The organism is Streptomyces sp. NPDC005898 (genome assembly GCF_040629635.1).
GTDB lineage: Bacteria > Actinomycetota > Actinomycetes > Streptomycetales > Streptomycetaceae > Streptomyces.
The window spans coordinates 54,691-81,215 of sequence record NZ_JBEXWC010000016.1; the positions used below are offsets into that span (position 1 = coordinate 54,691).

Annotated in this window: 18 protein-coding genes; 11 read left to right on the top strand and 7 right to left on the bottom strand. The window is 71.2% G+C overall.

Translation table 11 applies throughout. The annotated features are described in order from the left end of the window. Positions 1-49 precede the first annotated feature (49 nt). Entirely contained in the window at positions 50-2,458 is a 2,409-nt protein-coding gene (locus ABZ385_RS21775; RefSeq protein ID WP_358912686.1) for a penicillin acylase family protein, read from the top strand. 45 nt (positions 2,459-2,503) lie between these two features. Here the strand turns inward: ABZ385_RS21775 and ABZ385_RS21780 are convergent, their stop codons facing one another. From ABZ385_RS21780 to ABZ385_RS21790, 3 genes are all read right to left on the bottom strand, one after another. Beyond that, the gene (locus ABZ385_RS21780) at positions 2,504-4,078 is read right to left on the bottom strand and encodes an acyl-CoA synthetase (RefSeq protein ID WP_358912688.1); all 1,575 of its coding nucleotides are present in this window, start codon (positions 4,076-4,078) and stop codon (positions 2,504-2,506) included. Continuing rightward, positions 4,075-5,187 (bottom strand): nitronate monooxygenase family protein, encoded by a 1,113-nt coding sequence (locus tag ABZ385_RS21785; RefSeq protein WP_358912690.1) that lies wholly within the window; start codon positions 5,185-5,187, stop codon positions 4,075-4,077. Before ABZ385_RS21785 ends, ABZ385_RS21780 begins: the two co-directional genes overlap by 4 nt. A 120-nt stretch (positions 5,188-5,307) precedes the next feature. Next, positions 5,308-6,861, bottom strand: coding sequence for an NAD(P)/FAD-dependent oxidoreductase (locus ABZ385_RS21790; protein ID WP_358912692.1), 1,554 nt, complete (start codon positions 6,859-6,861; stop codon positions 5,308-5,310). Between the two features lie 268 nt (positions 6,862-7,129). Here ABZ385_RS21790 and ABZ385_RS21795 point away from each other — a divergent pair, with 268 nt between their 5' ends. Together ABZ385_RS21795 and ABZ385_RS21800 are read left to right on the top strand one after the other, a co-directional pair. Next, positions 7,130-8,077 carry an aldo/keto reductase gene (locus tag ABZ385_RS21795; RefSeq protein ID WP_358697369.1) on the top strand — a complete coding sequence of 316 codons (948 nt, stop codon included), beginning with the start codon at positions 7,130-7,132 and terminating at the stop codon, positions 8,075-8,077. Between the two features lie 64 nt (positions 8,078-8,141). Next, on the top strand, positions 8,142-8,786 hold the full coding sequence (locus ABZ385_RS21800; RefSeq protein WP_358912694.1) for an HAD family hydrolase: 645 nt from the start codon (positions 8,142-8,144) through the stop codon (positions 8,784-8,786). Between the two features lie 74 nt (positions 8,787-8,860). Here ABZ385_RS21800 and gntD read toward each other — a convergent pair whose 3' ends face one another. From gntD to ABZ385_RS21820, 4 genes are read right to left on the bottom strand one after another with little or no spacing between them, the layout of a single operon-like run. Continuing rightward, entirely contained in the window at positions 8,861-9,940 is a 1,080-nt protein-coding gene (gntD, locus tag ABZ385_RS21805) for a guanitoxin biosynthesis L-enduracididine beta-hydroxylase GntD (RefSeq protein ID WP_358697373.1), read from the bottom strand. Next, complete coding sequence (locus ABZ385_RS21810) at positions 9,937-10,620, bottom strand: cyclase family protein (protein WP_358697375.1); 684 nt, start codon at positions 10,618-10,620, stop codon at positions 9,937-9,939. The genes gntD and ABZ385_RS21810 overlap by 4 nt, the downstream gene beginning before the upstream one ends. Next, positions 10,617-11,822, bottom strand: coding sequence for an argininosuccinate synthase domain-containing protein (locus ABZ385_RS21815; RefSeq protein ID WP_358697376.1), 1,206 nt, complete (start codon positions 11,820-11,822; stop codon positions 10,617-10,619). Before ABZ385_RS21815 ends, ABZ385_RS21810 begins: the two co-directional genes overlap by 4 nt. Continuing rightward, a complete protein-coding gene (locus tag ABZ385_RS21820; RefSeq protein WP_358912696.1) occupies positions 11,819-12,859 on the bottom strand; it encodes a TauD/TfdA family dioxygenase in 1,041 nt (346 codons plus the stop codon). Before ABZ385_RS21820 ends, ABZ385_RS21815 begins: the two co-directional genes overlap by 4 nt. Positions 12,860-13,936: 1,077 nt before the next feature. On the opposite strand from ABZ385_RS21820, the gene ABZ385_RS21825 reads away from it, so the two are divergent. The 8 genes from ABZ385_RS21825 (at position 13,937) to ABZ385_RS21860 (ending at position 26,509) form a co-directional block, all read left to right on the top strand. Beyond that, positions 13,937-17,068 carry an amino acid adenylation domain-containing protein gene (locus tag ABZ385_RS21825; RefSeq protein WP_358912698.1) on the top strand — a complete coding sequence of 1,044 codons (3,132 nt, stop codon included), beginning with the start codon at positions 13,937-13,939 and terminating at the stop codon, positions 17,066-17,068. Positions 17,069-17,169: 101 nt separating this feature from the next. After that, on the top strand, positions 17,170-19,887 hold the full coding sequence (locus ABZ385_RS21830; RefSeq protein WP_358912700.1) for an AMP-binding protein: 2,718 nt from the start codon (positions 17,170-17,172) through the stop codon (positions 19,885-19,887). A 15-nt stretch (positions 19,888-19,902) separates the two neighbouring features. Continuing rightward, positions 19,903-20,901, top strand: a complete 999-nt coding sequence (locus ABZ385_RS21835; protein WP_358696722.1) for a class I SAM-dependent methyltransferase — start codon at positions 19,903-19,905, stop codon at positions 20,899-20,901. A gap of 1 nt (position 20,902) precedes the next feature. Further along, positions 20,903-22,513, top strand: a complete 1,611-nt coding sequence (locus tag ABZ385_RS21840) for an MBL fold metallo-hydrolase (RefSeq protein WP_358912702.1) — start codon at positions 20,903-20,905, stop codon at positions 22,511-22,513. Further along, positions 22,510-23,781 carry a hypothetical protein gene (locus ABZ385_RS21845; protein WP_358912703.1) on the top strand — a complete coding sequence of 424 codons (1,272 nt, stop codon included), beginning with the start codon at positions 22,510-22,512 and terminating at the stop codon, positions 23,779-23,781. The genes ABZ385_RS21840 and ABZ385_RS21845 overlap by 4 nt, the downstream gene beginning before the upstream one ends. Next, the gene (locus ABZ385_RS21850) at positions 23,781-24,632 is read left to right on the top strand and encodes a TauD/TfdA family dioxygenase (RefSeq protein WP_358696727.1); all 852 of its coding nucleotides are present in this window, start codon (positions 23,781-23,783) and stop codon (positions 24,630-24,632) included. The genes ABZ385_RS21845 and ABZ385_RS21850 overlap by 1 nt, the downstream gene beginning before the upstream one ends. Next, positions 24,629-25,162 carry a chloramphenicol phosphotransferase CPT gene (gene cpt / locus ABZ385_RS21855; RefSeq protein WP_358696728.1) on the top strand — a complete coding sequence of 178 codons (534 nt, stop codon included), beginning with the start codon at positions 24,629-24,631 and terminating at the stop codon, positions 25,160-25,162. Before ABZ385_RS21850 ends, cpt begins: the two co-directional genes overlap by 4 nt. 78 nt (positions 25,163-25,240) lie before the next feature. Then, entirely contained in the window at positions 25,241-26,509 is a 1,269-nt protein-coding gene (locus ABZ385_RS21860) for an MFS transporter (RefSeq protein WP_358912705.1), read from the top strand. Positions 26,510-26,525 lie beyond the last annotated feature (16 nt).

The following is a 26,525-nucleotide window of genomic DNA, read 5'->3' on the forward strand; positions in this document are numbered from 1 at the left end:
GCTTGGTACGCTCAACAGCACCTACCGTCCACACTGTTGGGAGGCACCCTTGCCTACCCGGACGAGACGCCTGGCCGCCGCCGGAGTCGCCCTGCTGACCGCCGTGGTCCTGCTGCCGGCCGGCGCGTCGGCCGCACCGCGGGACGCCCGTCCCGCGGACGTCGGCCTGCACGCCACCATCCGCTACACGCAGTACGGCATTCCGCACATCGTCGCCAAGGACTACGCGGACCTCGGCTTCGGCACCGGCTGGGCGCAGGCCGCCGACCAGGTGTGCACGCTCGCCGACGGCTACGTGACCGTGCGCGGCGAGCGCTCGCGCCACTTCGGGGCCGAGGCCGCGCCCGGCGGGGCCCTCTCGTCGGCGTCCACGAACCTCGCCAGCGACCTGTACTTCCGTGGCGTGCGCGGGGCGGGGACCGTGGAGAAACTCCTGGCGCAGCCCGCCCCCCGGGGTCCGAGCCGCCGGGTGAAGGAGCTCATGCGGGGCTTCGCGGCGGGCTACAACGCCTGGCTGAAGCAGCACCGCGTCACCGACCCGGCCTGCGCGAAGGCCGACTGGGTCCGTCCGATCACCCCCCTCGACGTGGCCCGGCAGGGTTACGCCGTGCAGGTGCTCGGCGGACAGGGGCACGGCGTCGACGGCATCACGGCCGCCCGCCCGCCGGGCACCCGGAGCGCGGAGCGGGCGGCCGATCCGCGCCGCTCGGCGAAGGCGGCCCGGGAGCTGTTCGCCGCGCAGGACGCCGACATGGGCTCGAACGCCGTCGCGTTCAGCGGCCAGGTCACCGCGAGCGGCAAGGGACTGCTGCTCGGCAACCCGCACTACCCCTGGCACGGCGGGCGCCGCTTCTGGCAGTCGCAGCAGACCATCCCGGGCGAACTGAACGTCTCCGGGGCCTCGTTGGTCGGCACCGGCGTGGTCAACATCGGCTTCAACGGCGACGTGGCGTGGAGCCACACCGTGGCGACCGGGGTCACCCTGAACCTGCACCAGCTCACGCTGGACGCCGCCGACCCGACCACCTATGTGATCGACGGCGCACCGCACAAGATGATCAAGCGCACCGTGACGGTGCCCGTCAAGGACGGCGCCCCGGTCACCCGCACGCAGTGGTGGACCCGCTACGGTCCCGTCCTCACCGACCTCGGCCCGCAGCTTCCCCTGCCCTGGTCCTCGACCACGGCGTACGCGCTCAACGACCCCAACGCCGTGAACCTGCGCGGCAGCGACACCGACCTCGGCTTCGGCAGGGCCCGTTCCACCGCGGGCATCCTGCGGGCGTTGCGCGACACGCAGGGGCTGCCCTGGGTGAACACCGTCGCGGCGGACCGGCGCGGCCACTCGCTGCTCACCCAGTCACAGGTGCTGCCCCGCATCACCGACGACCTGGTGCGGCGGTGCGGCACGCCCCTGGGCAAGGTCACCTACCCGGCGTCGGGCGTGGCCGTGCTCGACGGCTCGCGCGGCTCGTGCGCGCTCGGCTCCGACAAGGACGCCCTGCAGCCCGGCATCTTCGGTCCCTCCCGGATGCCGACGCTCAAGAACGCCCCTTACGCGGAGAACTCCAACGACAGCGCCTGGCTGACCAACGCCGACCGCCCGATCACCGGCTACGAACGGGTCTTCGGCACGATCGGCACCCAGCGCTCGCTGCGTACGCGCGGGGCCATCGAGGATGTCGCCGCGATGGCGGAGAAGGGCGGTCTCACGGTCGCCGACCTGCAACGCCGGCAGTTCGCGAACCGTGTGCCCGCGGCGGACCTCGCGGCCGACGACACCGCGCGGGCCTGTGCGGCGCTGCCCGGGGGCACCGCGACCGGCAGCGACGGCAGGGCCGTCGACGTGCGCCAGGCGTGCCGGGTCCTGGCACGCTGGGACCGCACGATGGACACCGGGAGCCGGGGCGCGCTGCTCTTCGACCGCTTCTGGCGCAAGCTGACCGCGCCCGCGGGGTCGCAGAAGCGGATGTGGAAGGTGCCGTTCTCGGCGGCCGACCCCGTGCGCACCCCGAACACCCTCGACACCTCCGCGCCCGGCTTCCCGACGGCGCTGGCGGACGCGGTGAGCGAGCTGAAGGCGGCCGGGATCGCCCTCGACGCCCCGCTGGGCGCGCACCAATACGTCGTACGCCAGGGGCGGCGCGTCCCGGTCCACGGCGGCACGGAGTCCCTCGGCGTCTGGAACAAGATCGAGCCGGTGTGGGACCCGAAGGCCGGCTACACCGAGGTGGCGCACGGGTCGAGCCACATCCAGGCGGTCGGCTGGGACGACGGCCGCTGCCCACGGGCCCGGACGCTGCTGACGTACTCCCAGTCCGTCGACCCCGACTCGCCGCACCACAGCGATCAGACGCGGCTGTACGCGAAGGAGCGCTGGGTGACGGCCCGCTTCTGCGAGAAGGACATTCTCGGCGATCCGGCGCTGAAGGTGGTGCGGGTGCGCGAGCGCCGCTGAGCGCACGGGCCGGGTCGCCGCCGGGTGGCCCGGCCCCGCCCACGCTCACATCGGGCGTTCGCGGCCTTCCCAGTACGGTTCCCGCAGGCGCCGCTTGTACAGCTTGCCGTTCGGGTCGCGGGGCATCGTCGCCACGAAGTCGACGCTCTTGGGACGCTTGTAGCCGGCGAGGCGGCGCGCGCAGTGGGCGAGGATCTCGGCGGCGAGGGCGTCGTCGGCGGCCCGGCCCTCGGCGACCTCCACGACGGCCTTGACCTCCTCGCCCCACCCGTCGTGCGGGATGCCGAAGGCGGCGGCGTCGGCGACCGCGGGGTGGGCGAGCAGCGCCGACTCGATCTCGGCGGGGTAGATGTTGACCCCGCCCGAGATGATCATGTCGATCTTGCGGTCGCGCAGGAACAGATAGCCGTCCTCGTCCAGGAGGCCGAGGTCGCCGACGGTGAAGAAGTCACCGATGCGGTTCTTCCGCGTCTTCGACTCGTCCTTGTGGTACGCGAATCCGCCGGTGGACATCTTCATGTAGACGGTGCCCGGCTCGCCGGGCGCCAGCCGGTTGCCCTCGTCGTCGAAAATCGCCAACTCGCTGATGGGCCAGGCCTTTCCGACCGTGCCCGGCTTCTTGAGCCAGTCCTGGGCGGTGGCGAAGGCCCCGCCGCCCTCGCTGGCCGCGTAGTACTCCTCGACGCACTCGCCCCACCACGCGATCATCGCGCGTTTCACGTGCTCGGGGCAGGGAGCGGCGCCGTGGATGGCGTGCCGCATGGAGGACACGTCATAGGCGGCCCTCGTGGCGTCGGGCAGCGCGAGCAGGCGGTGGAACTGGGTCGGCACCATGTGCGTGTGGGTGCACCGGTGCGCGTCGATGAGGCGCAGCATCTCCTCGGGCGTCCACTTGTCCATGACGACCAGGGGGTGGCCGATGTGCAGGGCGGCGCCGGCGAACTGGAGCACGGCGGTGTGGTAGAGCGGGGAGCAGACCAGGTGGACGTTGCCGTCGAAGGGCCTGATCCCGAAGATGCCGAGGAACCCGCCGAGGTAGGACTCCTCGGGGAGCTTGCCGGACAGCGGGCGGCGGATGCCGCGTGGGCGGCCGGTGGTGCCCGAGGTGTAGTTCATGACCCAGCCCAGGGTGCGGCCCTCCGGCGCCGACTCCGGTCGCCCGTCCAGGAGTTGGCGGTAGGGCAGGAAGCCGGGCACGTCACCGACGGCGTAGCGGTGGGTGGCCGGGAGCGCCGCCTCGTCGGCCGCCGCCGTGGCCGCGTCCGCGTACCTCTCGTGCGCGATCAGCACCTTGGCGCCCGAGTCGGCGACGATCCAGGCGATCTCGGGGCCGACCAGGTGATGGTTGACGGGGACGAGGTAGAAGCCGGCCTGCGCGGCGGCGAGGTAGGCGGTGAGGAACTCGACGCCGTTGGGCAGGACGACGGCGAACGCGTCGCCGCGTTCCAGTCCGGCCGCCCGCAACCCGTGCACCAGCTGGTTCGCGACGCCGTGCAGGCGGCCCGCCGTCCACCGCTCGCCGTCGGGTGCGATGAGCACGGTGCGGCCGGGGTCGGCCGTCGCCTGCGCCCAGAAGCCGTTGGGGGGTGTGCTCTGGGGCGTGCTCCCGGCGGCGCTCACGACTGGCCTCCCCTTCCGGCGATGCGGTTGATCCGGTCGACGGCCTTCTCGAAGCCGCGGGTGAGGTCGTCGAAGACGGCTTGCACGCTGCGTTCGCTGTTCATGCGGCCGACGATCTGCCCGACCGGCGTGCCGAGCAGCTCCCCCACCTCGTACTTCTGGATGCGGGAGACGGCCTCGGCGACGAGGAGCCCCTGGAGCGGCATGGGCAGCGGGCCGGGGCCCCGCGGGTCCTCCCAGGCGTCGGTCCACCGGGTGCGCAGCTGGCGGGCGGGCTTGCCGGTCAGGGCCCGGGAGCGGACCGTGTCACCGGAGCCGGCCGCCAGCAGCTTGCGGGTCAGGGCGGGCGAGTGCAGGTCGGCCTCGGTGGTGGTGAGCCACAGGGAGCCGAGCCACACGCCCTGCGCGCCGAGCGCGAGCGCGGCGGCGATCTGCTCGCCACCGCCGATGCCCCCGGCGGCCAGCACGGGCAGCGGCGCGACCGCCTCGACGACCTCGGGGGTGAGGACCATGGAGGCGATCTCGCCGGTGTGGCCGCCCGCCTCGTACCCCTGGGCGACGACGACGTCGATGCCGGCCTCGGCGTGCTTGCGGGCGTGCCGGGCGCTGCCGGCGAGGGCCGCGACGAGGATGTCGTGGGCGTGGGCGCGCGCGATCACGTCGGCCGGGGGTGAGCCGAGGGCGTTGGCGAGCAGGGCGATCGGGTAGTCGAAGGCGACGTCGAGCTGGTCGCGGGCGACCTGCTCCATCCAGCCGGTGATGCGCCAGCCGGACGCCTCGCCCTCGGCCAGCTCGGGGACGCCGTGCTCGGCGAGGGTGTCCGCGACGAACTGCCGGTGGCCCTCGGGGATCATCGCCTCGACGTCGGCCTCCGTGACTCCTTCGACCTTCTTGGCGGGCATGACGACGTCGAGCCCGTACGGCAGGCCGTCGACGTGCTCCTGGATCCAGTCGAGGTCCCTGGCCAGTTCGTCGGGCGCCGTGTAGCGGACCGCGCCGAGCACCCCGAGCCCGCCCGCCCTGCTGATGGCGGCGGCCACCGCGGGAAAGGGCGTGAAGCCGAAGATGGCGTGCTCGACTCCCAGTTTCCTGCTCAACTCCGTCTGCATGGGCGCAGGATGCCGCAGCGGCCCGGACGACGGAAGGCCTTTTCTGATGCTGCGTCAGTTCAGGGGCGGACCTCGGAGCCGTCGGCCGTCCGGCTCGGGACCACGGGGTGCGCCACCGGGTCACGCTCCCAGGGCGGCCATCGCGGCGTTGTGCCCGGGGATGCCGCTGACTCCCCCGCCGCGCACGGCGCCCGCCCCGCACAGCAGGACGTTCGCGTGCCGGGTCTCCACGCCCCAGCGCCCGCCGGCCTCCTCCGCGTAGGGGAAGGCGAGATCGCGGTGGAAGATGTGGCCGCCGGGCAGGCGCAGGTCGCGCTCCAGGTCGAGCGGGGTCTTCGCCTCGACGCAGGGGCGGCCTTCGGCGTCCGCCGCGAGGCAGTCGGCGATCGGCTCGGCGAGATACGTGTCGAGTCGGGCGAGCGTGGACTTCAGGAGCTCGGCGCGGACCGCGTCGTTGTCCCGGGCGAAGAGCCGGGCGGGCGTGTGCAGCCCGAAGAGGGTGAGGGTCTGGTGGCCGCGCTCGCTCAGTTCGGGGGCGAGGATCGTCGGGTCGGTCAGCGAGTGGCAGTAGATCTCCGAGGGCGGCGCGGCGGGCGGGGCCCCGGCGGCGGCCTCGGCGTACGCCGTCGCCAACTCCTCGTACCCCTCGGCGATGTGGAACGTACCGGCGAAGGCGTCGTGGGGGTCGACGGAGGTGTCGCGCAGTCTCGGCAGCCGCTTGAGCAGCATGTTGACCTTGAATTGGGCGCCTTCGGCGGGCGCGGGCGGCTCGTCGCCGAGAAGCTCGGCGAGGGCCTGCGGGGAGGCGTTGACGAGCACGTGCCGGGCGGCGACGGTCCGCTCGTCGCCCTCGCCCTCGCGGTAGGTGACCTCGCCTCGCTGTCCGTCGGTGACGATCCGCGTCACCTCGCACCCCGTGCGCAGCCGCGCGCCCGCGACGCGCGCGGAGTCGGCGAGGGCCGCGGTGAGGGCGCCCATGCCGCCGACGGGCACGTTCCAGTCGCCGGTGCCGCCGCCGATGACGTGGTAGAGGAAGCAGCGGTTCTGCCGCAGGGAGGGGTCGTGGGCGTCGGCGAAGGTGCCGATGAGGGCGTCGGTGAGGACGACCCCGCGCACCAGGTCGTCGGTGAAGCGCTCCTCGATCGCCACACCGATCGGCTCGTCGAACAGGGTGCGCCAGGCGGTGTCGTCGGCGACGCGGGCCCGCAGTTGTGCCCGGCTGGGCAGGGGTTCGGTGAGGGTGGGGAAGACGCGGCGGGCGACCTGCCCGGTCATGGCGTAGAAGCTCCGCCATGCCTCGTACTCGCCGGGGCCCCCGGTGAGCCGGGCGAAGGCCTGCCGGGTACGGGCCTCGCCGCCGCCGACGAGCAGACCGGTCGGGCGGCCCGCGCGCTCGGTCGGGGTGTAGGAGGAGATGGTGCGGGTGCGCACCCGGAAGTTCAGGTCGAGATCCCGGACGATCTTCTTGGGCAGGAGGCTGACGAGGTAGGAGTAGCGCGAGAGGCGCGCGTCGACCCCGGGGAAGGGCCGACTGGAGACGGCGGCTCCGCCGGTGCGGGTGAGCCGTTCCAGGAGCAGCACGGAGCGCCCGGCGCGGGCGAGGTAGGCGGCGGCGACCAGGCCGTTGTGACCACCGCCGACGATGACGGCGTCGTACGCATCGCGTTCGGTCATGACTCTTCCTAGCATGGGCGGGGGCCGTCTTCCGCTACCTGGTGGGCCGGGAACTGTGGTTCCGGGCGGCGTTTTGAGCGTGCCGTCCTTCGGGCGTCACCGCCGGAAATCTCCGGCTCTCCGCACGCGCGTCAACCTCCTTTTCCGGAAGGCCTTGTAGCGCATGTCCACGGATTCTATGCTGAGCCGGATGATGGTGCCGCCATGGGTTCATGGCGAGCGCGGCAGCAGGGTAGTGCATTCATATCCCACTCGAAAGGAATATTTCGTGCGCACAACCGCACTTGGTTTTCAGGGGCCGCCGGTCGGCCGAATAGGACTGGGTGCCATGGGGATGTCCTTTGCCTACGACCCTCGGCGCCGTGACGACGAGGCTTCCGTGATCGTCGTGCGCCGCGCGCTCGATCTGGGGGTGAATCTGATCGACACGGCGGATGTGTACGGCCCCTTCACCAATGAGGAACTGGTCGGGCGTGCCCTGCGCGGCCGGCGCCACGAGGCGGTGCTGTCGAGCAAGGGCGGCGTCCGGTTCGACGGGGAGGACTTCACCCTCGACGGGCGCCCGGAGTACCTCAGGTCCGCCTTGGAGGGCAGTCTGCGCCGCCTGGGCACCGACCACCTGGACATCTACTTCCTGCACCGTGTGGACCCCCGGGTGCCGGTGGAGGAGAGCTGGGGCGCGCTCGCGGACCTGGCGGCCGAGGGCAAAGTACGCGCCCTCGGCATCTCCGAGGCGTCCGCCGACGAGGTGGAGCGGGCCCGGGGCATCCACCCGGTCGCCGCAGTGCAGTCGGAATTCTCCCTGTTCACACGCGACTTCCAGGGCGACGTCGTGCCGTACTGCCGTGCGCACGGCATCGCGTTCCTGTGCCATTCACCGCTCGGCAGCGGGCTGCTCGGCGGGCGCTACACCGCGCCCACGGATCTGGACGCCGACGACTTCCGTGCCGACATGCCCCGGTTCACCGCTGAGTCGATGGCCGCCAACGCGGAGCTGGTGGAGCGGGTGCGCGCGGTGGGTGAGCGCATCGGCGCCACCTCGGCCCAGGTCGCCCTGGCCTGGCTGCTCGCACAGGGCGAGCACGTCATCCCGATTCCCGGCACCAAGACCCTGCGCTACCTGGAACAGAACGCCGCGGCGGCCGACCTGGTCCTGTCGGCGGCCGACCTCGCCGAACTGGACGCCCTGCCGGCGCCGGTGGGCGCCCGCGAGTAGCGGACGCCGGTGCCGCGCCACCCCCGTACCACAGAGCGATTGACCACTTAGTGATTGGCTGTACGTGAATAAATTCGCCATATTCGATCTCGACGACACCCTGGTGGACAGCGCGGGCGCGGTGGACCGGTGGTTCATCGAATTGACCGAACAGCGAAATCTCGGGGCGGACGGATTGGATTTCCTCCGGGCGGAACAACAGCGTCCCGTCGCCCCGCAGGAAACTTTCCAGGCCATTATCGACCGTTTCGGGTTCACGGAGTCCCCAGATGAACTGCGGAGCATTTTCCTGGAACGGGTACCCCTCCTTTCCCGTACGTTCGACGGCGTGGCGCACAACCTCCAGGAGCTGCGTGCGCGCGGGTGGCGGACCGCGCTCCTGACCAACGGCACGGCGCTGGACCAGCAGCCGAAGATGCGGGACGGCATGGCGGACCTGTTCGACGTGGTGTGCTTCGCCGACGACGAGACGTCGCGCAAGCCGGACCCGGAGATCTTCCGGCTCGTCGCCGATCGCGCGGCCGGCCGGCTGGACGGGGCCTGGGTGATCGGCGACTCCCTGGAGCACGACATCGCGGGCGGGGCCGCTGTGGGCATGTCGACGATCTGGGTCTCGGGCGGGCGCGCGCTGCCCGACGGGGCGCCGACCCCCACCCGGGTCGTGGCCTCGGTCGGAGAGGCGTTCCCCCTGCTGCTGGCCATGGGGTGAGGGGCCCGTGCGGTGCGCGGCCCGGCCGCCCACCGCACGAGTCCGTCACGGCCCGGGCTGCCGGGCGCCCGGCCCTACTGGATGACCCGGTCGTCCGCCGAGAGCCGTCGGGCCCGTGAACGTCGCAGGTCGCGCGTGATGTTCATCCGCTTCAGCCAGCGGTCCGAACCGTCGAAGCGCGCCTTGAACGGCCGACGGCCGTGAATCGCCTTGGCGTTGTCGAGGAAGAGGATGTCGCCGGGCGCGAGGGCGACGTCCTGGATCTTGCGGTTGATCTCGGCGCACAACCGCTCCAGGGCCCCGGCCGCCTCCTCGGTCAGGGGGGTCATGCAGTCGGGGTCGACGCGCAGATAGGGGTCGGCGTCGTCACCGAACAGGACGCTCACGGCCACCGGGTTGCGGTGCAGCTCCTCGATCCGCTCGAAGCTCTCCCGCGCCCGGGCGTGCCTGCTCTGCGGCAGGTGGGTGGTGTAGGCGTTGCGCTCCGCCGAGTGCGAGCCGCTCGGCCTGGTGGCGAAGAGGGGGCGGCGCAGGACAGCGCGGTCCTCGTCCGTGACGTCGAGGTCGGAGATCTCGGCGTACGTGGTCGGCGCGCTGTAAGGATTGCGCAGGCACATCAGCGCGGTGTAGTCCGACCGGTAGGGGTGGAACGCCTCCTCGGTGTGCCACTCCAGCAGTTCCTCCGAACCGGAGGATATCTGCTCCTTCTCGTGGCCCTGGATGGGCACGATGTTGTGCATCAGCAGCCCGTTCTGCAGGGTCGCGTAACCGAACGGGTCTCCGAGGAGCTGGGCGCACAGGGCGAAGAACCCCTCCTCCCTGAGCGCCGGCGAGCGCTCCCCCTCAGGCTGGTGCCAGTGGCCGGGGGTGGGCCCTATCGCCTCGCTGATCTGGATGCCGGACAGCAGGAAGCCGCCGGACGGCTCGGTGAGCCGGAACCCGACGAGCGCTTCCCGCAGATCCCGCGGCAGCTCGTGCGCGAGCACCGCGGCCTTCGCGTGGAACGCCGCTTCGTGCACGCTCGACAGGTCACGGGTCAACTCCCCCACCAGCTCGTCGAGAACGGTGTTGGCCCGGGCGTCCAGGTGGTACTTCTCCATGTCCACGACCTTCGTAGAAGTAGTGCTGTCTCCTGCTCCGGCGGCGCCGGTCACCCTTCCGTGCCGACGAGGGCGTAGGCCCGCACCGGGAAGGTGCCCATTCCGGCGACGGGGATCGGCGCGGCGTGGAAGCGGAACTCCCGGCCCACCACTTGCTCGAGACCCGTCATGTGCTCGACCACCGGGATGCCGGCGGCCAGCAGCCCGGTGTGGGCCGGCCGGGCGAGGTCGGCCATGTCGTCGATGTTGACCGAGTCGATGCCCACCAGTGCCGGGCGCCGGGCCACCAGCCACTCGACGGCCGCTTCGGTGAGGAAGGGGTGCGCCGGATCCCCGTACGCCGGGGTGGCCCAGTGCCGGTCCCAACCGGTGTGGACGAGCACGGCCCGGTCGGTCACCTCCAGCCCCTCGAAGACCTCCGGCCCGATACCGCTCGGCGCGCCGTGGGGCACCGTGACGGCGACGCCCTCCAGGTCGGCGAACCGGGACAGCGGTACCTGCGAGAGGTCGGCGCCGCCGTCGAAGCGGTGGAAGGGGACGTCGGCGTACGTCCCGGTGTTCGCCACGAGGGTGATGCGCCCGATCTGGAACTCGGTCCCCGGGGAATACCGCCCACGCGAGTCCACACGCGACATGTGGTCCTCGATCACCGGTCCGGGCAACCCGGGGTAGGTGGTCATGCCCTCGCGTACCACGTGCGAAAGGTCGACGAGGTCCCTCTTGTTGCCGGTCATCGCGGGTCTCCGAATCGTCGCAGTCGGCTGGGCAACGTGGCCAGCGACAGCCAGGGTGTGTAGGAGTAGTCGGACATCGACGCGTGGAACGTCTCGCCGAAGCGGGTGTAGTAGAGGCCGTTCGCCGAGTTCACGCTGAGCACCGTGATCGAACCCCGGTGCAGGCGCAGCCGCACGGAACCCTCCAGCGGGCGGTCAAGATCCGCCAGGCACCTGGCGAGACTCTCACCGAGGTGGCTGAACCAGCCGCCCTGGACCACGGTGGTGGTCCACTCGCGGGCGATTCCTCCGCGCACCGCGTGCTCCTGGGCGGTGAAGACCGCGTTGGACAGGACCTGGTGCGCCTTGATGATCACGGTCGCGGCGGGCGCCTCGCGGATCTCGTGGTTCTTCACTCCGAACGGGGTGTCCTCCAGACCGGAGGAGCGGCCCACGCCATGCTCGCCCGCCAGCCCGTTGAGATGCTCCACGAGGTCACCGAAGGCGATCGGCCGCTCGTCGAGGGCGACGGGCAGGCCGTGTTCGAAGGTGAGGAGCACCTCGGCGGGGTCGGCGGGGGTGTCGGCGACGTCCCGGGTCCACCGGAACACGCTCTCGTCCAGGCGGTTCTCCGGGCTCTCCAGGGAACCGCACTCGATGACCCGCGCCCAGGGGTTGGCGTCGACGCTGTGGATCCCCTCGGGGAACGAGACGCCGACGTCCCGCAGCGCGGCCAGCTTGCTCTCACGGGGCAGGTCCGAACCGAGGAAGGGCGCCGCCACACCGATCTCGGGGGCGAGGGCGGCGATCGACCCACTGATCCTGATCGAGCTGTTCTGCATGTAGGTGGCCGTGTGGCCGATCACGTCGCAGCCGCGTTCCCGCGCCACCTGGACGGCGGTCTGCGCCATGAGGGGCCGGGTGAGCGTCGAGCCGACCGGGAACTGTTCCTGGTACAGGGCGTCCGCGTGGACGGCCGCGGGAGCGAACCCGTCGAAGAACCGGTCCGTCACGTCGACGTCGACGAAGTCCGCCCCGAACCTCTCGGCCTGCTCGGCCGCGGCGTCGAACGGCTCCCGATCACCGATGCGTAGGTGCAGCGCCGTCACGGTGGTGCCGAGGGCTTGGAGCCGCTGGAGCAGGTAGGTCCCGTCGACCCCACCGGAGTACAGCAGCAGCATGTGCCGCGGGGGCTGCTCGGCGAGTTCGCCCAGGCTGGTCATGAACCGGTGCACACCGGGTCCTCGATTCGTGGGGTGGGAAGAAGTGCTTCGGGGGAGAAGAGGCCGATGTCCCTGAGCGGGCGGCACACGCGCGAGCCGGCGGGGCGGGCCTCGCGCGAGGAGCGCAGGTCCGTGACGGCGAAGCAGCGCCTGAGCCAGCGGTCCGTCCCGTCATGGCGCGCGGCGAACTCCGAACGCCCGTGCAGGGCGGTGCGGTTGTCCACGACGAGGAGATCGCCGGTTTCGAGGACGCCGCCCCGCAGGGTCGCGAGGAACGCGGCCTTGATGTCTTCCAGGGCGGTCCGTGCCTCGTCGTCGATGCCCTCCATGGCGTGGAAGTCGGCGAGGAGGTCCGGAGCGGTGGCGGATCCGGAGAGGACGGGAAGCGGGCCGGTGAGCAGGTCGGTGGAGCCGTTCCCGAACGAGCTGCTCACCCGCAGACGGAAGCGCGACTCCCGCAGGACCGCCGCGGTCCGCGCGGAGAGCAGCGGCAGGGCCCGGGCCGCCGCACCGACGACGGTGCGCGCCGTGCGCCCGTGATCGGGGCGTATGCACATCAGCGTGATGAAGTCCGGCTTGTACGGGTGGAACCCGTCCTCGGTGTGGAGTTCGAGGTAGACCGTTCCGGAGTTCTCCTGACGCTTCTCGGCGCCCTCGACGGGGGCGACGTCCTGGACGATCGCGCCGTGCTTCTCGTCCGCGTAGGCGATGACCGCGCCGACGGTGGACGCCACGGCCAGTTGCGCGAACGTGGCCACCGGCAGCTCGTGCCAGTGCGGCAGGAAGCCGTCGGTCGGCGTCGCGGGGGGCGTGAGATCGACGGGCATGTTGCGCAGGAGAAGGACACCGGCGTCGTTCCCGTGCCGACGGAACCCGCCGAGCGCCTCCAGCACCCGTCTGGGCAGCCGGAGTCCGGCGAGCTCGGCCTCCGTCAGCAGTTCCTCGTCGTCCAGCGACCGGTCCTTCAGGGCACGGGCCGACGAGGCGAACTCGTCGGCGGCCGCCTCGCGTTCGGCGTCGGTCAGCGTGATCGTCACGTCACCGAGTGGCGCGATCGCTTCGTCGGCGGGATCACCGCCGGCGGTGTTCGGCGGTTGTGTTGGTTCACGTACCTGAATCACCAGGCCCCTCCCTTGATGTCAAGACTGATGCGAGCCGAGGCCCGGCCGTTCCGACCGGGCTCGCCGACCGCCCCGCGTGCGCAGGGTGGACGGCTATTTCCAGCCGTGCCGGATTCAGCCATTCCGATTGCGGAGAACAGTGGAAATACGCATGAGGGCAGCACGGAAAAGTCCGGTTCCGGTGGCTGGTGCGGCGATTGCACCAAAGGGTCCGTCAGGCTTCCCCGACGCCTGCGGCCCGAACCCGACTTACTCCCTAATGTTCTCGGCCATGGCCCTATCAGCGGGCGGCCGGGGCACCGACAACCCGTGGGCGCGCGGCGCCTTGGTCATGAATGGCGTGCCCGAGCACGGCCTTGTCCTGTCACTCATCGAAGACGCCCCCGTGTCAAGGCCTTTGCCTCATGCGTTCGCCATCGAAACAGAAAGGACCGGAGGGCGCAAGCACCTTCCTCCGGCTTCGGATCAGCCACGAGATTGCCGCTTGCCACCCCTTCAACCCCAAACTACAGTGCGTCTCGCAGCACACACAGCGAGCCAACATTGGCGCGAACGGGGGTGTAGACGGGGTGTACATGAGGGCCGAGAGCAGATATGGGCGGCCGCCTCTCGGACGCCGCACGGGGATGCCCGGATTCGCCTGATGTAATCGCCGGGGACGTTCTCGACCATTTTCCACGTCCGCTTACGGCATCGCACGTCTTTACGGCTGCTGGTACAGCCTTTCCAGATGAGTGGTGCGCGGTCCGCACCCTCGGGGCCGATGGCCGACCAAGGGGTGAATGCCCCTTTCATTGCACCGGGTGTACACAGCACCCTCTTGCAGTCTTCAACCTGACTTCCGCCGGGCCAACCGCATGTCCGAATCCGGCGGGTTCCATGGGAATGGTGTGCTCAATGCCTGCGCGCCGTTTCTTCCGTTGCGCCCGAAGTCACACGCTTCGTGGCGGACCCATGCACTTGGCAAGGGAAAACTCACCGGGATTTCCGCACATGAGTCACTCCACCATTCATGGCCTCATAGCCGCACGTGCCGCGTCGCAACCCGACCTGCCGGCCGTCGAGTACGGCACCGAGCGCCTCGACTTCCGTGAGCTGGAGCGCCGCTCCGACGCCGTCGCCCGACGGTTGCGGGCACGCGGTGTCGGGCCCGGCGTCTTCGTCGCCGTGGCCCTGGAGCGCTCCGCCGTCATGGTGGTGACGCTGCTGGGCATCCTGAAGGCCGGCGGCAGTTACGTCGCCCTGGACCCGGCCCACCCCGAGGCCCGGCTGCGCTGGATCCTCAAGGACGTCGCCCCACGGCTGGCGGTGGCGAGCCGGGCCCTCCAGGACGCGGTCCCCGTGACCGAAAACCCTCTCCTCGTCGCCGAGGAACTGGCCGGACCGACGGGCCCCGACGAGCCGGTCCGTGACACGGCGGGAGCGCCCCCTGCGGCGGCCCCGGCCGACGCGGCGTTGCCGGAAGGCGACCCCGACCGGCTCGCCTTCATCACCTACACCTCGGGCACCACCGGCCGCCCCAAAGGGGTCATGGCCGTGCACGACTCCATCGCCTACTTCATGGGCATGATCACGCCGTACCTGGCCCTGGGGCCGGGCACCCGGTTCCTCCAGTTCTACCCGCTGACGTGGGAGACCCAGGCGCTCGACATCTACGCGGTGCTGGCCGCCGGCGGGACGGTGATCATCCCGCCCGCCGGGACCGAGACCGCCGGGCCTGGCCTCGTGGAATTCCTCCGGGACTCCCGCGTCACCGGCGCGATGCTGCCCCCGGCGCTGCTCGCCGAGCTGACCGAGGAACCGCCCCTGCCCGACCTGCACACGCTCGCCTACATCGGTGAGCGGTGTCAGCCGCAGGCCGCCGAGCGCTGGGGAAGCGGCCGCCGCCTGGTCAACCTCTACGGCCCCACCGAGGTGACGGTCGCGGCCAGTGCCTCGGACGAGCGTCCGCCCGGTGACGCGCCGCCGATCGGCAAGGCCCTGCCCGGCCGTGAACTGCACGTCCTCGACGCCCGCATGAGGCCGGTCGCCGACGGGCAGCCGGGCGAGCTCTACGTCGGTGGGCGGGGCCTGGCACGCGGCTACTGGGGCCTTCCCGAACTCACGGAACGGCAGTTCCCGCCGGACCCGTTCAGCGACCGGCCGGGCGCCCGTCTCTACCGCACCGGTGACCGGGTGCGGTACCTGCCCGACGGCAACCTGGACTTCCTCGGCCGCGTGGACGACCAGCTCAACGTCCGCGGCCAGCGAGTGGAACGCGGCGAGATCGAGGCGGTGATGGCCGCCCATCCGGGCGTGCACTCCTGCGCGGTCGTCGTTCAGGGCGAGGGCCCGGACGCCAGACTCGTCGGTTTCGTCGTCGGCTCCCCGGGCGTCGAGAAGGAACTCGCCGACCGGCTGGCCGAAGAGCTGCCGCCCGTCATGGTCCCGTCGTTCCTCGTGCCGCTGGAGCGCCTCCCGCTCAATCAGCACGGCAAGTTGGACCTGGCCGCGCTCCGCGCGCACCGCCCGGAGGGGAGCGGCTCCCGCACCGCGCACTCGGCTCCCCGGCCCGGGGCGCAGGCCGAACTGGCCCGCATCTGGGAGGACGTGCTCGGCGTGAGCGGGATCGGCACCGGCGACGGCTTCCGAGCCCTCGGCGGCACCTCGCTCCAGGCCATCCGGGTCCAGAACCGGGTGCGTGAACACTTCGGCGTCGCGCTCACCGTCCGGGAACTGCTGGGCGCGGGCACCTTGGCGGAGCTGGCTCGTCTCCTGACCGGCGACGGAGCCGAACGGCCCGCCCTGCCCCCGCTCACGCGCACGGACACCGGCACGGGCGCCTCCCACCCCGCTTCCCTGCACCAGCGGCGGTTGTGGGCACAGACCCGCATGAGACGAGCCGCGTCCATCGCCTACAACGAGACGTCCGCACTCCACGTGAGCGGCACTCTGGACCTGCCGGCCCTGCGGTGCGCCGTACAGGACCTCGCGGACCGGCACGAGGCCTTCCGGAGCAGTCTGCACCTGGACGGGGCGGACCTCCGCGTCGACGTCGCCCCGCAGGTGACAGTGGCCTTGGCCGAGGAGGACCTGACGGGGGCCGCCGATCCTCTCGCCGAGGCCACCTCCCGGGTCACTGAACTGGGCGCCCGCCCCTTCGAACTGGAGCGGGCGCCCCTGCTCAGGGCGGCGTTGCTGACCGTGGGGGCCGAGGAGCGGGTGCTCGTGCTCGTCACCCACCACACCGTCGCCGACGGCCTCTCCCAGGACGTGCTCGACCGCGACCTGTCCGAGTGCTACGCGGCCCGCCGTGCCGGGCTCGAACCCGCTCCCCGACCGCAAGGCGCGCTGCGCCCGCGCGATCACGCCCTGTGGCAGCGGGCCACGGCAGGACATCCCGTGCTCGCGGTGGGCCTCGATCACTGGCGCTCCGTGCTCGACGGCGCCCCGACCGAGACCCACCTGCCCACCGTCGGGCCGCGGCCCACCTCGTTCAGCCACCTGGGCGGCCGCGTGAACCACCGCACTGGCCCCGAACTGCGTCGGGCGGTCGAGCGGTTGGCCAAGGAAGCGGGCACCACTCCGTATGCGGTGTGCCTCCTGGCGCTCGCGCTCCTGGTGTCGCGCCGCACGGGACGGCGGGACGTGGTGATCGGGTCCCCCTTCTCGGGGCGCCCGAGCCAGGAGGCCGAGGACGTCATCGGCTTCTTCACCAACACCGTCGCGATGCGGGTGACACTCGACGGCGCCGCGGACCCGCTCGGTCTCCTGGGCGCCGTGGACGAGCAGATCCAGGAGGGCCTGGAACACCAGTACGTCGCGTTCAACGACGTGGTGCGGGCGGTCGGCGCCCGGGCCGGCGCGTCCGGCCAGCCCCTGGTCCAGGTGGTCCTCGCCTATCAGGGGCCGCTGCGGCCCCGCGCCGCGCTCGCCGGTGCCCGTGTGGTGCCGTGGCTCGTGGACAACGGCACGGCCAAGGCCGATCTGACGGTGGAGATCAACGAGGTCGGTGACGAGCTGGTGGTGGTGCTCCCCTACAGCGCCGACGTCATGGACCTGCCCACCGCGCGCAGCACGCTCACCGAGTACGTGGATCTGCTGCGTGAACTCACCGCCGTGCGGACGGACGACGTGCGGTCCTGAAGGCACCGGTCGTGCACCGCGCCGACCGATCCGTCCCTCCTGCCTGTCCGCCCGTGCGGAGGGCCCCTCCCAACCCACAAGCCAATCAGAGGGGAAGTCCAGTGGATCTTTCCACGCTCCTAGCCCACCGCCTCGGCGCGCGCGGCGACCAACCGGCCCTGGAGTCGGGTGCGCGGACCTGGTCGTACGCCGACCTGGACCGGGTCACCCGGGACCGCGCCGCACGACTGCGCAGGCGGTATCCCCGGGCCGTACGGGTCGCCACGGCCGGTGAGCACACCGCCGAGTCGCTCCTGTGGGCGCTGGCCGTCATGCGTGCGGGGCTGGTCTACACCCCGCTCAATCCGGGGCTGCCCCCCGAACGCATGCGTGAGGCCATCCGCGTGGCCGGGCCCGACCTGGTGCTCCGCACCACCCCCGACGCCCTGCGCGACCAGGACCTGGACGGGCTCGTGGTCAGCGCGGACGAACTCGCCCGCGAGGTGGTCCCGCGGGCCGACGGGGAGTCCCCGGCCGCCTGGCCCGTGCACGAGACGGCGTACTCCGTGTTCACCTCGGGGTCCAGCGGACTGCCCAAGCTGGTGAACGTCGGCCATCGGGGCATCGAGGACCTGTGTCGGGCCCAGACCCGCCTGTTCGGCATCGAACCGGGCCATCGGGTGCTCCAGTTCTCCTCGCTCGCCTTCGACGCCTCCGTCGCCGAAATCCTCGTGACGCTGTACGCCGGCGGCACCCTGGTCGTCCCCGAGTGGGACGGCGGCTCCTGGGTGAACGCGGTGGGCACCCATCTGGCCGCCCATGGGTGTGACGTGATCACCGTGCCCCCGTCGGTGTACGCGCGGCTGCACGACGAGGCGCGCAAGACGATCGGCACCGTCGTCTTCGCGGGCGAGGCCCTGACGGAGGTGGAGTTCCGGGCGGCGGCCCGGTTCAGCCGGGTGCTCAACGCCTACGGTCCCACCGAGGGCACCGTGTGCTTCTCCGTGGCGGAGCCGAACCGCTTCACCACCTCTGTCGGCCGTCCCATCGACGGTTATCGGGCGCGCGTCCACGACCGGGCGCGGGACCTCTACGCCACTTCGGGGCGCGGTGAACTGGTCATCGTCGGTGACGGTGTCGCCCTCGGCTACGAAGGCGTGGAGCGGGGGGACGGGCCGTTCACGACGGTCGACGGCAGCGCGGCCTACCACACCGGTGACGAAGTCGAGCTGCGCGACGGCGAGGTCTTCTACGTCGGCCGCCTCGACGACCAGGTCAAGCGGCTCGGCCACCGGATCTCCCTCACCGACCTGGAGGGCAGGCTGTCCCGGCTGCTCGGATCGCGCGTCGCGGTCCTCACCCACGACGGCTCCCTGGTCCTCGCGTACACCGCGGCCGGCCGGCCGGAGCCGGAGCTGAAGGCCTGGCTGCGTGAGCTGCTCCCGAAGTGGGAGGTGCCGGACCTCCTCCTGGCCGTGCCCGACATTCCGGTCACGCACACCGGCAAGGCCGACAAGGACGCACTGCGGGCCCTCGTGGAGCGCGACGGCACCACCACGCAGCCACAGCCGGCCGAGCGGGATGCCGGGCAGGACGTCGTGAGCAGCCTGGCGGAGGAGGTCCTCGGCACCCCGCTCGCCCCCGACATGTCCTTCTTCGACGCGGGTGGCGACTCCTTCGCACTGGTCCAGCTCCAGGTCGGTCTCGCCCGGCTCTACGGCGAGGAACGGGTGCAAAAGGCCTTCGACCTGCTCAACTACGACTTCACCGTCGAGGGCTTCCTCGCCGCTCTCGGCGAGCGACCTGAGCCCGTGGCCTCCCCCGTGCCCTCGGTGTTCCGCACGGTCTCGGCCGACCTCGCCGACCTGCCCGCGGCGCTCGCGTCCCTGCGGCACGGGGCGACCGGCGACCCGCGGGCGGTCACCGTCACCGGCGCCGGCGGCTTCATCGGTGGACATGTCCTCGACCGGCTGCTGGGCACCGGCCGTCCGCTGACCGTAGTCGCCACCAGCAATCCCCGACGGGTCGTCGAGCGCCACTGCGCGCGCTTCGGACGGCAGGAAGCCGACTTCGCGGATGTACGGTTCGCGACCTACGACGACTTGGAGGCGGGCGGCGGCGACACCGACGGCTGGGGAGCCGTCGTGCACTGCGGCTACCAGGTCAACCATGTGCTGCCGCTGGAGCGGCACGTCAAGGACAGCATCGCCAACACCCGGACCCTGGTGCGGGCGGCGGCCCGGCGGGGCGCCCATCGCTTCGTGTTCGCCTCGACCGCCTCGGCCGGGCGGGAGTTCGTGCCGTTCACCGAGGACGCGCTCGCGGCCATCGGCGACCCGTACTCCCAGTCGAAGTTCGTGGCCGAGGCCTACGTCGAGGCGTTGGAGGACGACCACTGCGAGGTCGACATCGTCCGCATCGGGCTGGTGTACGGGCACACACCCGCTGACGCCGCCTTCCTGGACGACGACGTCTTCGCGAACCTGCTGCGGATCTCCAAGAAGGAGGGCGCGCTGCCCCGGCTGACCGGCCTGGTCCCGGTCTGCCACGTCGCCGACGTCACCGACTCCCTGCTGGCCGCGGCCGCCGGGCGGGCGGCGGAGCGGCGGTCCCTGCTGTTGCAGCGCACCTACGGCGTCGACGAACTCCGTGCGGAGCTCGGGGGTGTCCCCTTGGCCGACCCGCGGGAGTGGCTCACCACCGTGACCGAGGCGGGTACCGCGGACACCCGCGTACTGGCCGCTCTCCGCCTCTGGCTCAGCGAGCCGGGCTGGACCAGGCCGGTGCACGGTACGTGCCGGCCGATCGTCCGGGAACTCACCAAGACCTTGGAGATCTGACGCATGAGCCCTGATGTGGCTAGCACCACCGTCCCCGAGCAGCGCTGGGACCCGGGTGCCCCCCTGGACACGGCGTTCGTCCAGGACGAGATCGGCATCCGTGAGGAACTGCGCCGCGGCGACTTCACGCGCTGGCGGCGCCCCGGCGGCCACGAGTTGCGCGAACGGCTCACGGACCGCCCCGAGCGGCTGTTCCTCTTCCGTACCGGCGAGCGCTGGTACGCCGGCTGCAAGACGATCTCCGACTACGTGCTCGACCAGGGCATGCCGGGAGTGTTCTGCAGCCAGGTGTACTGGTACAACGTGGTCGGCACGGTGGCCAACGTGCGCACGTCCGACGCCGACGCCCGGATCGTGTTCGAGCCGCTGGACGAGGCCGGGCGCCGCGCCGCCTTCGACGCGATCACTCCGCTCACCGAGATCGTCCACCCCTTCGCCAAGCAGCGCGAGCCGGGCCGGGAGAAGACCAGCCCGCCCGACGGATGGCTGGTCACCGAGGAACGCGCCGCCTTCCTCGGCCTCGGGGAGGAGCACATCCGCAGGTACACCCGGGAGCGTTTCGCGCCGTGGCTTAAGGCCGCGGCGGGCGAGGTCCTCGCGTACGACCCCGCGTGCTCCACGGGCCAGTTCCTCTCCGAGTTCGCCGCCCTGGATCCGGCCAGGATCCGCACGGTGGGCCAGGACCTGAGCCGGCAGATGGCCGACTTCGCCGCCTCCCGCCTGGAGAAGGTGGTCTGCGGCGACGCGGCGGACCCCGCGGTCGAACCGGGCACCGCCGACATCGTGTTCAGCCGGTTCCTCAACTCCGAGGTCGTCTCCACCGCCCAGGCCAGGGAAATCCTGCCGGGCCTCGTCCGCACGCTGCGACCGGGCGGCATCATGGTGCTGCTCGGTCACAGTCCCGTCCTGCTGGACACCGTGGACCTGCTCGGCTGCGGGCTGCGCGTCCAGCAGACCGTCGCACGCCACGACGACGCCCTCTTCCAGTACTACGTGTGCGAACGCGGAGCCTGATGTGACCCAGTCGCTGTCCCTCAAGAAGAACGTCATCGCGGAGCCGGCCGTCGCCGGGTGGTACGCCTGGTCGTACCTGGTCCCTCCGCACACCCTGGCGAAGTACCTGAAGAACCACTACCGGAACATCGTCGAGTCCTACCTCGCCGATCCCGAGACCCATCGCACGGCACTGCGGCAGGCCCGCTTCCTCGGCGGTCCCTTCGTGCACGAGCGCGACGGCTCGTACGACCGGATCCGGGAGTGGTACGACGCCGCGCGGGAACAGCATGCCCCGCTGCTGGAACTCGCTGACGCCATCGATGAGTTGGAGCAGAAGATCCTGCCCGGCCAGACCGGTGCGTCGATGGACCAGGTGTACGGGCAGCTGCCCGGGCCGCTCGCCGGTCGCGTGGAGCTGTTCTACGACCGGGACAACCGCACGCCCGACTACCGGTTCATCGAACCGCTCCTGTACCGCTCCCCGTACTTCGACCCCTCTCTGCAGCAGGTCAGGTTCTCCGAGATCCACCAGGACGCGCGGGAGTTCGCGCTGACCACCCCGGTGCTCGAGTACACGAGCGAGCAGGTACTGGTCACCGTGCCGTTGGACTCCGAACTGCTGGACACGGTCTTCCGCGGCGGCCTCACGCCGCAGGAGCTGGACCGGGTGGCGGCGGACCTCGGCCTGGACGGGGAGCGCGCCGCGACCTTCCGGGGGTTCTTCGAGGAGAGCCCGGCTCCCGCGGCGGCCCCCGGGCAGGTGGACGCCGGCCAGGACGTCATCGAATACGTCGGCCACGCCTGCGTGTTCGTCCGTCACCGGGGCACCACCTTCCTGGTCGACCCGGTGATCAGCTACAGCGGCTACTCGTGCGAGAGCGACGGCAGGTTCACCTTCGACGACCTGCCCGAGCGCGTCGACTACGTGATGATCACGCACAATCACCAGGACCACATGCTCCTGGAGACCCTGATCAAGATCCGCCACCGGGTCGGCAGGGTCGTCATCGCCAAGTCCGCCAATTCCAGCCTGGTGGACCCCGGACTCAAGCAGACGCTGACCCGGCTCGGCTTCCGCGACGTGGTCGAACTCGACGACCTGGACGTGCTCGACACTCCTGGCGGCACCATCACGGCGGTGCCGTTCCTCGGGGAGCACGGCGACGTCCGGATCCGCACCAAGTGCGGCTGGATGCTGGATCTGGACGGCACCCGGGTGCTGTTCGCCGCGGACTCCACCAACGTCTCCCCCGAGCTGTACCCGCAGGTGACGGCCGCGCTCGGCCAGGTGCACACCGTGTTCATCGGGATGGAGAGCGTGGGCGCACCGGTCAGCTGGCTCTACGGTCCCCTCTTCCCGGAGAAGCTGGAGCGCCGCGTCGACGCGGGCCGGCGCCTGAAGGGCAGCAACTTCGAGCAGGCGGCCGCGATCGTCGACGCACTCGGGGCCGACTCCGTCTACGTGTACGCGATGGGCCAGGAGCCCTGGCTCGGCGCGGTGATGTGCGTCGAGTACGACGAGAGGCATCCGGCGATGATCGACAGCGACAAGCTGGTCTCGTACGTGAAGGAGCGGGGGGGCACGTCGAAGCGGCTGTTCCTGCACGAGACGATGGCAGTGCGGCCGTGAACGCCGGCAAGCGGCATGTCGTGCACATCGGGTTCCACGCCTCGGAGGCGCACACCGCGGACTTCGACGCCGACCGGGTGACCGTCGTGATGCCCCGTGCGAGCGCCGCGCGGCTGCCCGACACGCTGGCGTCGCGATTCGCCCGGATCGCGGTCCTCGACCTGCCGGACTCGGACGATCTGGACACCTACGACCGGGCCGTGGACCGTATGCGCGAACTCGTCGCCGAACTCATCGCCGAGTTCGGCCAGCCCGCGGGGATCGTCGGCCTCTACGAGCACACCACGCTGCCCGCGGCCCGGCTGCGCGAGCACTTCGGGGTGCCGGGCACGACCGTGGAGACCGCGCTGCGGTGCCGGGACAAGGTGCCGATGAAACAGGCCCTGTCCGGCACGGGCATCCGCGTCCCGCGGTTCCTCGCGGTGGGGCCGGACACCGGGCGCGCGGAGCTGGCCGAGTTCGCCGGCCGCATGCCCGGCCGGATCGTGCTCAAGCCGCGGAGCCAGGGGGCCAGCATCGGTGTGCGCATCCTCGACGGGGCGGCGGAACTCCTCGCGCTCGCCGAGGCGGGCGGCATCGAGGAGGGGTACGAGGTCGAGGAGTTCGTTGATGGCTCCATCTACCACATCGACGGTGTCGTCCGGGACGCGAAGACGCACTGGTTCTGTGCCTCCCGCTACCTCGACAGCTGCTTCGACTTCCAGCACGGCACCGCCCCGCTGGCGGCGGTGACCCCGGACGACCCCGAACTCGTGGACAGGATGCGGCGGTTCACCGAGACGGTGCTGCGCGCCCTGGATCTCACGGACAGCACCTTCCACATGGAGCTGTTCCACACCCCCGAGGACGAGCTGGTCTTCCTGGAGATCGGCAACCGTTTCGGCGGCGCCGGCATCAGCTGGCACCAGCGCACCGTCTACGGTGTCGACCTCGCCAAGGAGGCGGCGCTGGCCTGCCTGGGCCGGCCCTCGGACCTCGCGACGCCCACGACCATGCTGGACCGTCGGGAGGTGGGGGCCTCCGGCTGGCTGTACATGCCCGCCGTCACCGGGGCCGTGCGGGTCGTCGCCGTCACCGGACTCGACGAACTCCCCTCCTCCGTGGTGGCCGTCGACACCCCGGCGGTCGGTGACGTCCTCGACGCCGACGGCCGGATCTGGCCGACCGCCGGGGGATTTTTGGTCAGTGGGGAGTCCACGGCCGCGGTGGAGCAGGACATGACCCGGATCATCCACACGTACACACTCGAAACGAAGGCAGGGGACTAGTGGCCCGCACGAAGCTCGGCACGCACATCGGAGTGGTCGTCGACGACTACCGCCTGGACCCGGCCGACCCCGGACTCCGCGACTTCGTCACCGAACTGCTGTTGCAGCACAAGGTGGTGTTCTTCAAGAGCCAGCACCTCGACCGCCACACCTTCATGAAGGTCGCGAAGCGGCTCGGCAGGACCGAGGTGCACCCGTTCATCTCCGAGGACGAGCCCGTGGTGCACGGCATCTCGCCCTTCCAGCCCTACCACGAGTACCCGGAGATCACCGGGATCTACCACGACGAGAAGCACACCGGGAACCTCAACGCCTGGCACAGCGACCTCAACTGGCGCGAGGTCCCGACCTTCGGCTCGATGCTGCGGGCCGTGCAGATCCCGCCGCGGGGCGGGGACACGTGCTGGGCGAACATGGCGGCGGCGTACGCCTCGCTCGGTGACGAGGTCAAGGAGCAGTTGGAGGGCCTGCGGGTCGTGCACGACTGGATGCAGATCTACTTCCCCGCGTTCGACGGCAACGACGAGGCGCTGAGCCGCATGCGGGAGAAGTACCCCGCGCAGTCGCATCCCCTCGTCCTCACGCACCCCTTCACCGGCGAGAAGTCCCTCTTCTCCAACAAGGTCTCGGGGGTCCGCATCGAAGGTCTCGACGAGGCGGAGAGCAAGCGAATTCTGGATATGGTGCACCTCTTGGCGTGGCGTCCGGAATTCCAGTGCCGTTTCTCGTGGGAGGAAGGTGACGTGGCGATCTGGGACAACCTGGCCAGCCAGCATTACGCCGTATCCGACTACTGGCCGCACGCCCGCAAAATGGAACGCATCACTCTCGAAGGCGAGCCGATCAAGTGAGTACCCAAGTCATTGTCCTCAACGGTGGATCCAGCTCCGGCAAGAGCGGAATCACCCGCTGTCTGAAGGCGATCCTGCCCGACCCTTGGATCAACCTCGGCGTCGACGACCTCATCGACCGCCTGCCGCCGTCCCTGATCGAGTCCGGCTCCGGCGTGGAGTTCGGCCAGCAGGGCGAGGTCGTGCTGGGCGAGGGCTTCCGAGAGATGGAAGAGGCCTGGACGAAGGGCGTCGCCGCCATGGCGCGTGCCGGGGCCCGGATCATCATCGACGACGTGTTTCTCAGCGGAGCGGCCTCCCAGGACCGTCTGCGCGCCCACCTGGAGGGCCTCGAGGTGCTCTGGGTCGGTGTCCACTGCGACCCCGAGGTGGCGGCCGGCCGAGAGATCGCCCGTGGCGACCGGGTGATCGGCATGGCCGTCTCGCAGGCGGAGGTCGTGCACAAGGGCGTGACCTACGACGTCGAGGTGGACACCAGTCACACCGAGGCCCTGGCCTGCGCGCGGACCATCGCCGCGCGCGTGAACTGACATACCCCCGGTGAGCACGCCCCCGGCGAACGGGCGTGCTCACCGCCGCGGTCCCGGACGGAGTGAAGGAGACGGAGCATGGACAGTGCCGAAGGCAACGGGGCGGGCGCGGCACCGGCCACGTCGCGCCCACCGGGGCGGCCGCCCGCGCAGGAGACGTGGCACAAGTTCTGGCTGCTGACCTCCGCGGCGTCGATCTCCGAACTGGGCAACACATTCCTCCACTTGGCGATGCCGTGGACCATCCTGGCCAGTACGGGTTCCCCCCTGATGGCCGCGCTCAGCCTCGGTGTGCAGTATCTGCCGTTCGTCGCCTCGCCCCTGCTGGGCACCCTGATCGACGGCTATGAGCGCCGCGCGGTCTTCATGGTCTCCGAGCTGGTGCAGGGCCTGCTCGTCGCGCTCACGCCGTTCCTGCTCATGGTGGACCAGGTCGAACTGGTCCTCGTGGTCCTCCTCGTCGCCGGATGCGGCACCGTGACCTCCAACCTCACCAGCGACTTCAGTCTGCTGCCGATGCTCGCGCCACAGGACCGGCTGACCGAGGCGTACAGCCGGTTCGGGGCCGCGACGGAACTGGCCCGCTGTGCCGGGCCCGCCGTCGCCGGTGTCATCCTGGCGGGGGTCGGGGGGTATTGGGCGCTGTGGATCGACGCCGCCACCTTCCTGGTCACCGCCGCCGTCGCGGCCGTGCTCCCGCGCGGGGAGAAGCCGGTCGTCGAGCGCGGCTTCCTGCGCATGCAGAAGGAGGGCTTCCGCAGCTTCCGCAAGATACCGGTCGTACCACGGCTCACCTTGGTCCTCGCGGTGTACAACCTGGGCGCGGGCGCGGTGCCGACCGTTCTGCTGGTTCTCGCCGCCGACACCTGGGGCTGGTCCAGTGGCTGGGCGGGGGCGGTGCTGGCCGTCGGGGCCGCCGGCAGCGCGCTCGGGTCCTGGCTGGGCGGCCGGCTGTGGCGGGGGGCGCCCGCGGAGCGGCGTGTCCGGCTGTGGTTCCTGGTGTGCGCCGCCGCCTCCGCCGCGCTCCTCATGCCGTGGGAGGGAGTCGTGGTGCTGGGGTTCTGCGCCCTGATGGCGGGTGAGGGAGGCATGAACGTCACCACGAACGAGTACCGCTTCCGGGCGATACCCGAGGATGTGTCGGGCCGGGTCAACGCGGTGATGCGGGCCTTCATCCTGGGCGGCGCGGCCCTGTCCTCCGTCCTGCTCGGCTGGTCGGTGACGTTGTCGGAACACGTGCTGCGGTTCGCCCCGGCCCTGATCACCTCGCTCCTCGCGGTCCTGCTGTGGCGGGCCTCGCGGAGCCTGCGCGCCGCCCGGCCGGCCGAACCGGAGCAGACGGCCTAGGGCGCGCCACCGTCAC

What these genes read in the sequence shown, in the direction of transcription:
- ABZ385_RS21790 (WP_358912692.1), bottom strand. Translation starts at nt 6,861, where the DNA reads ATGACCGAACGCGATGCGTACGACGCCGTCATCGTCGGCGGTGGTCAC.
- ABZ385_RS21860 (WP_358912705.1), top strand. Translation starts at nt 25,241, where the DNA reads ATGGACAGTGCCGAAGGCAACGGGGCGGGCGCGGCACCGGCCACGTCG.
- ABZ385_RS21815 (WP_358697376.1), bottom strand. Translation starts at nt 11,822, where the DNA reads ATGACCAGCCTGGGCGAACTCGCCGAGCAGCCCCCGCGGCACATGCTG.
- ABZ385_RS21785 (WP_358912690.1), bottom strand. Translation starts at nt 5,187, where the DNA reads ATGCAGACGGAGTTGAGCAGGAAACTGGGAGTCGAGCACGCCATCTTC.
- ABZ385_RS21810 (WP_358697375.1), bottom strand. Translation starts at nt 10,620, where the DNA reads ATGACCGGCAACAAGAGGGACCTCGTCGACCTTTCGCACGTGGTACGC.
- ABZ385_RS21825 (WP_358912698.1), top strand. Translation starts at nt 13,937, where the DNA reads ATGAGTCACTCCACCATTCATGGCCTCATAGCCGCACGTGCCGCGTCG.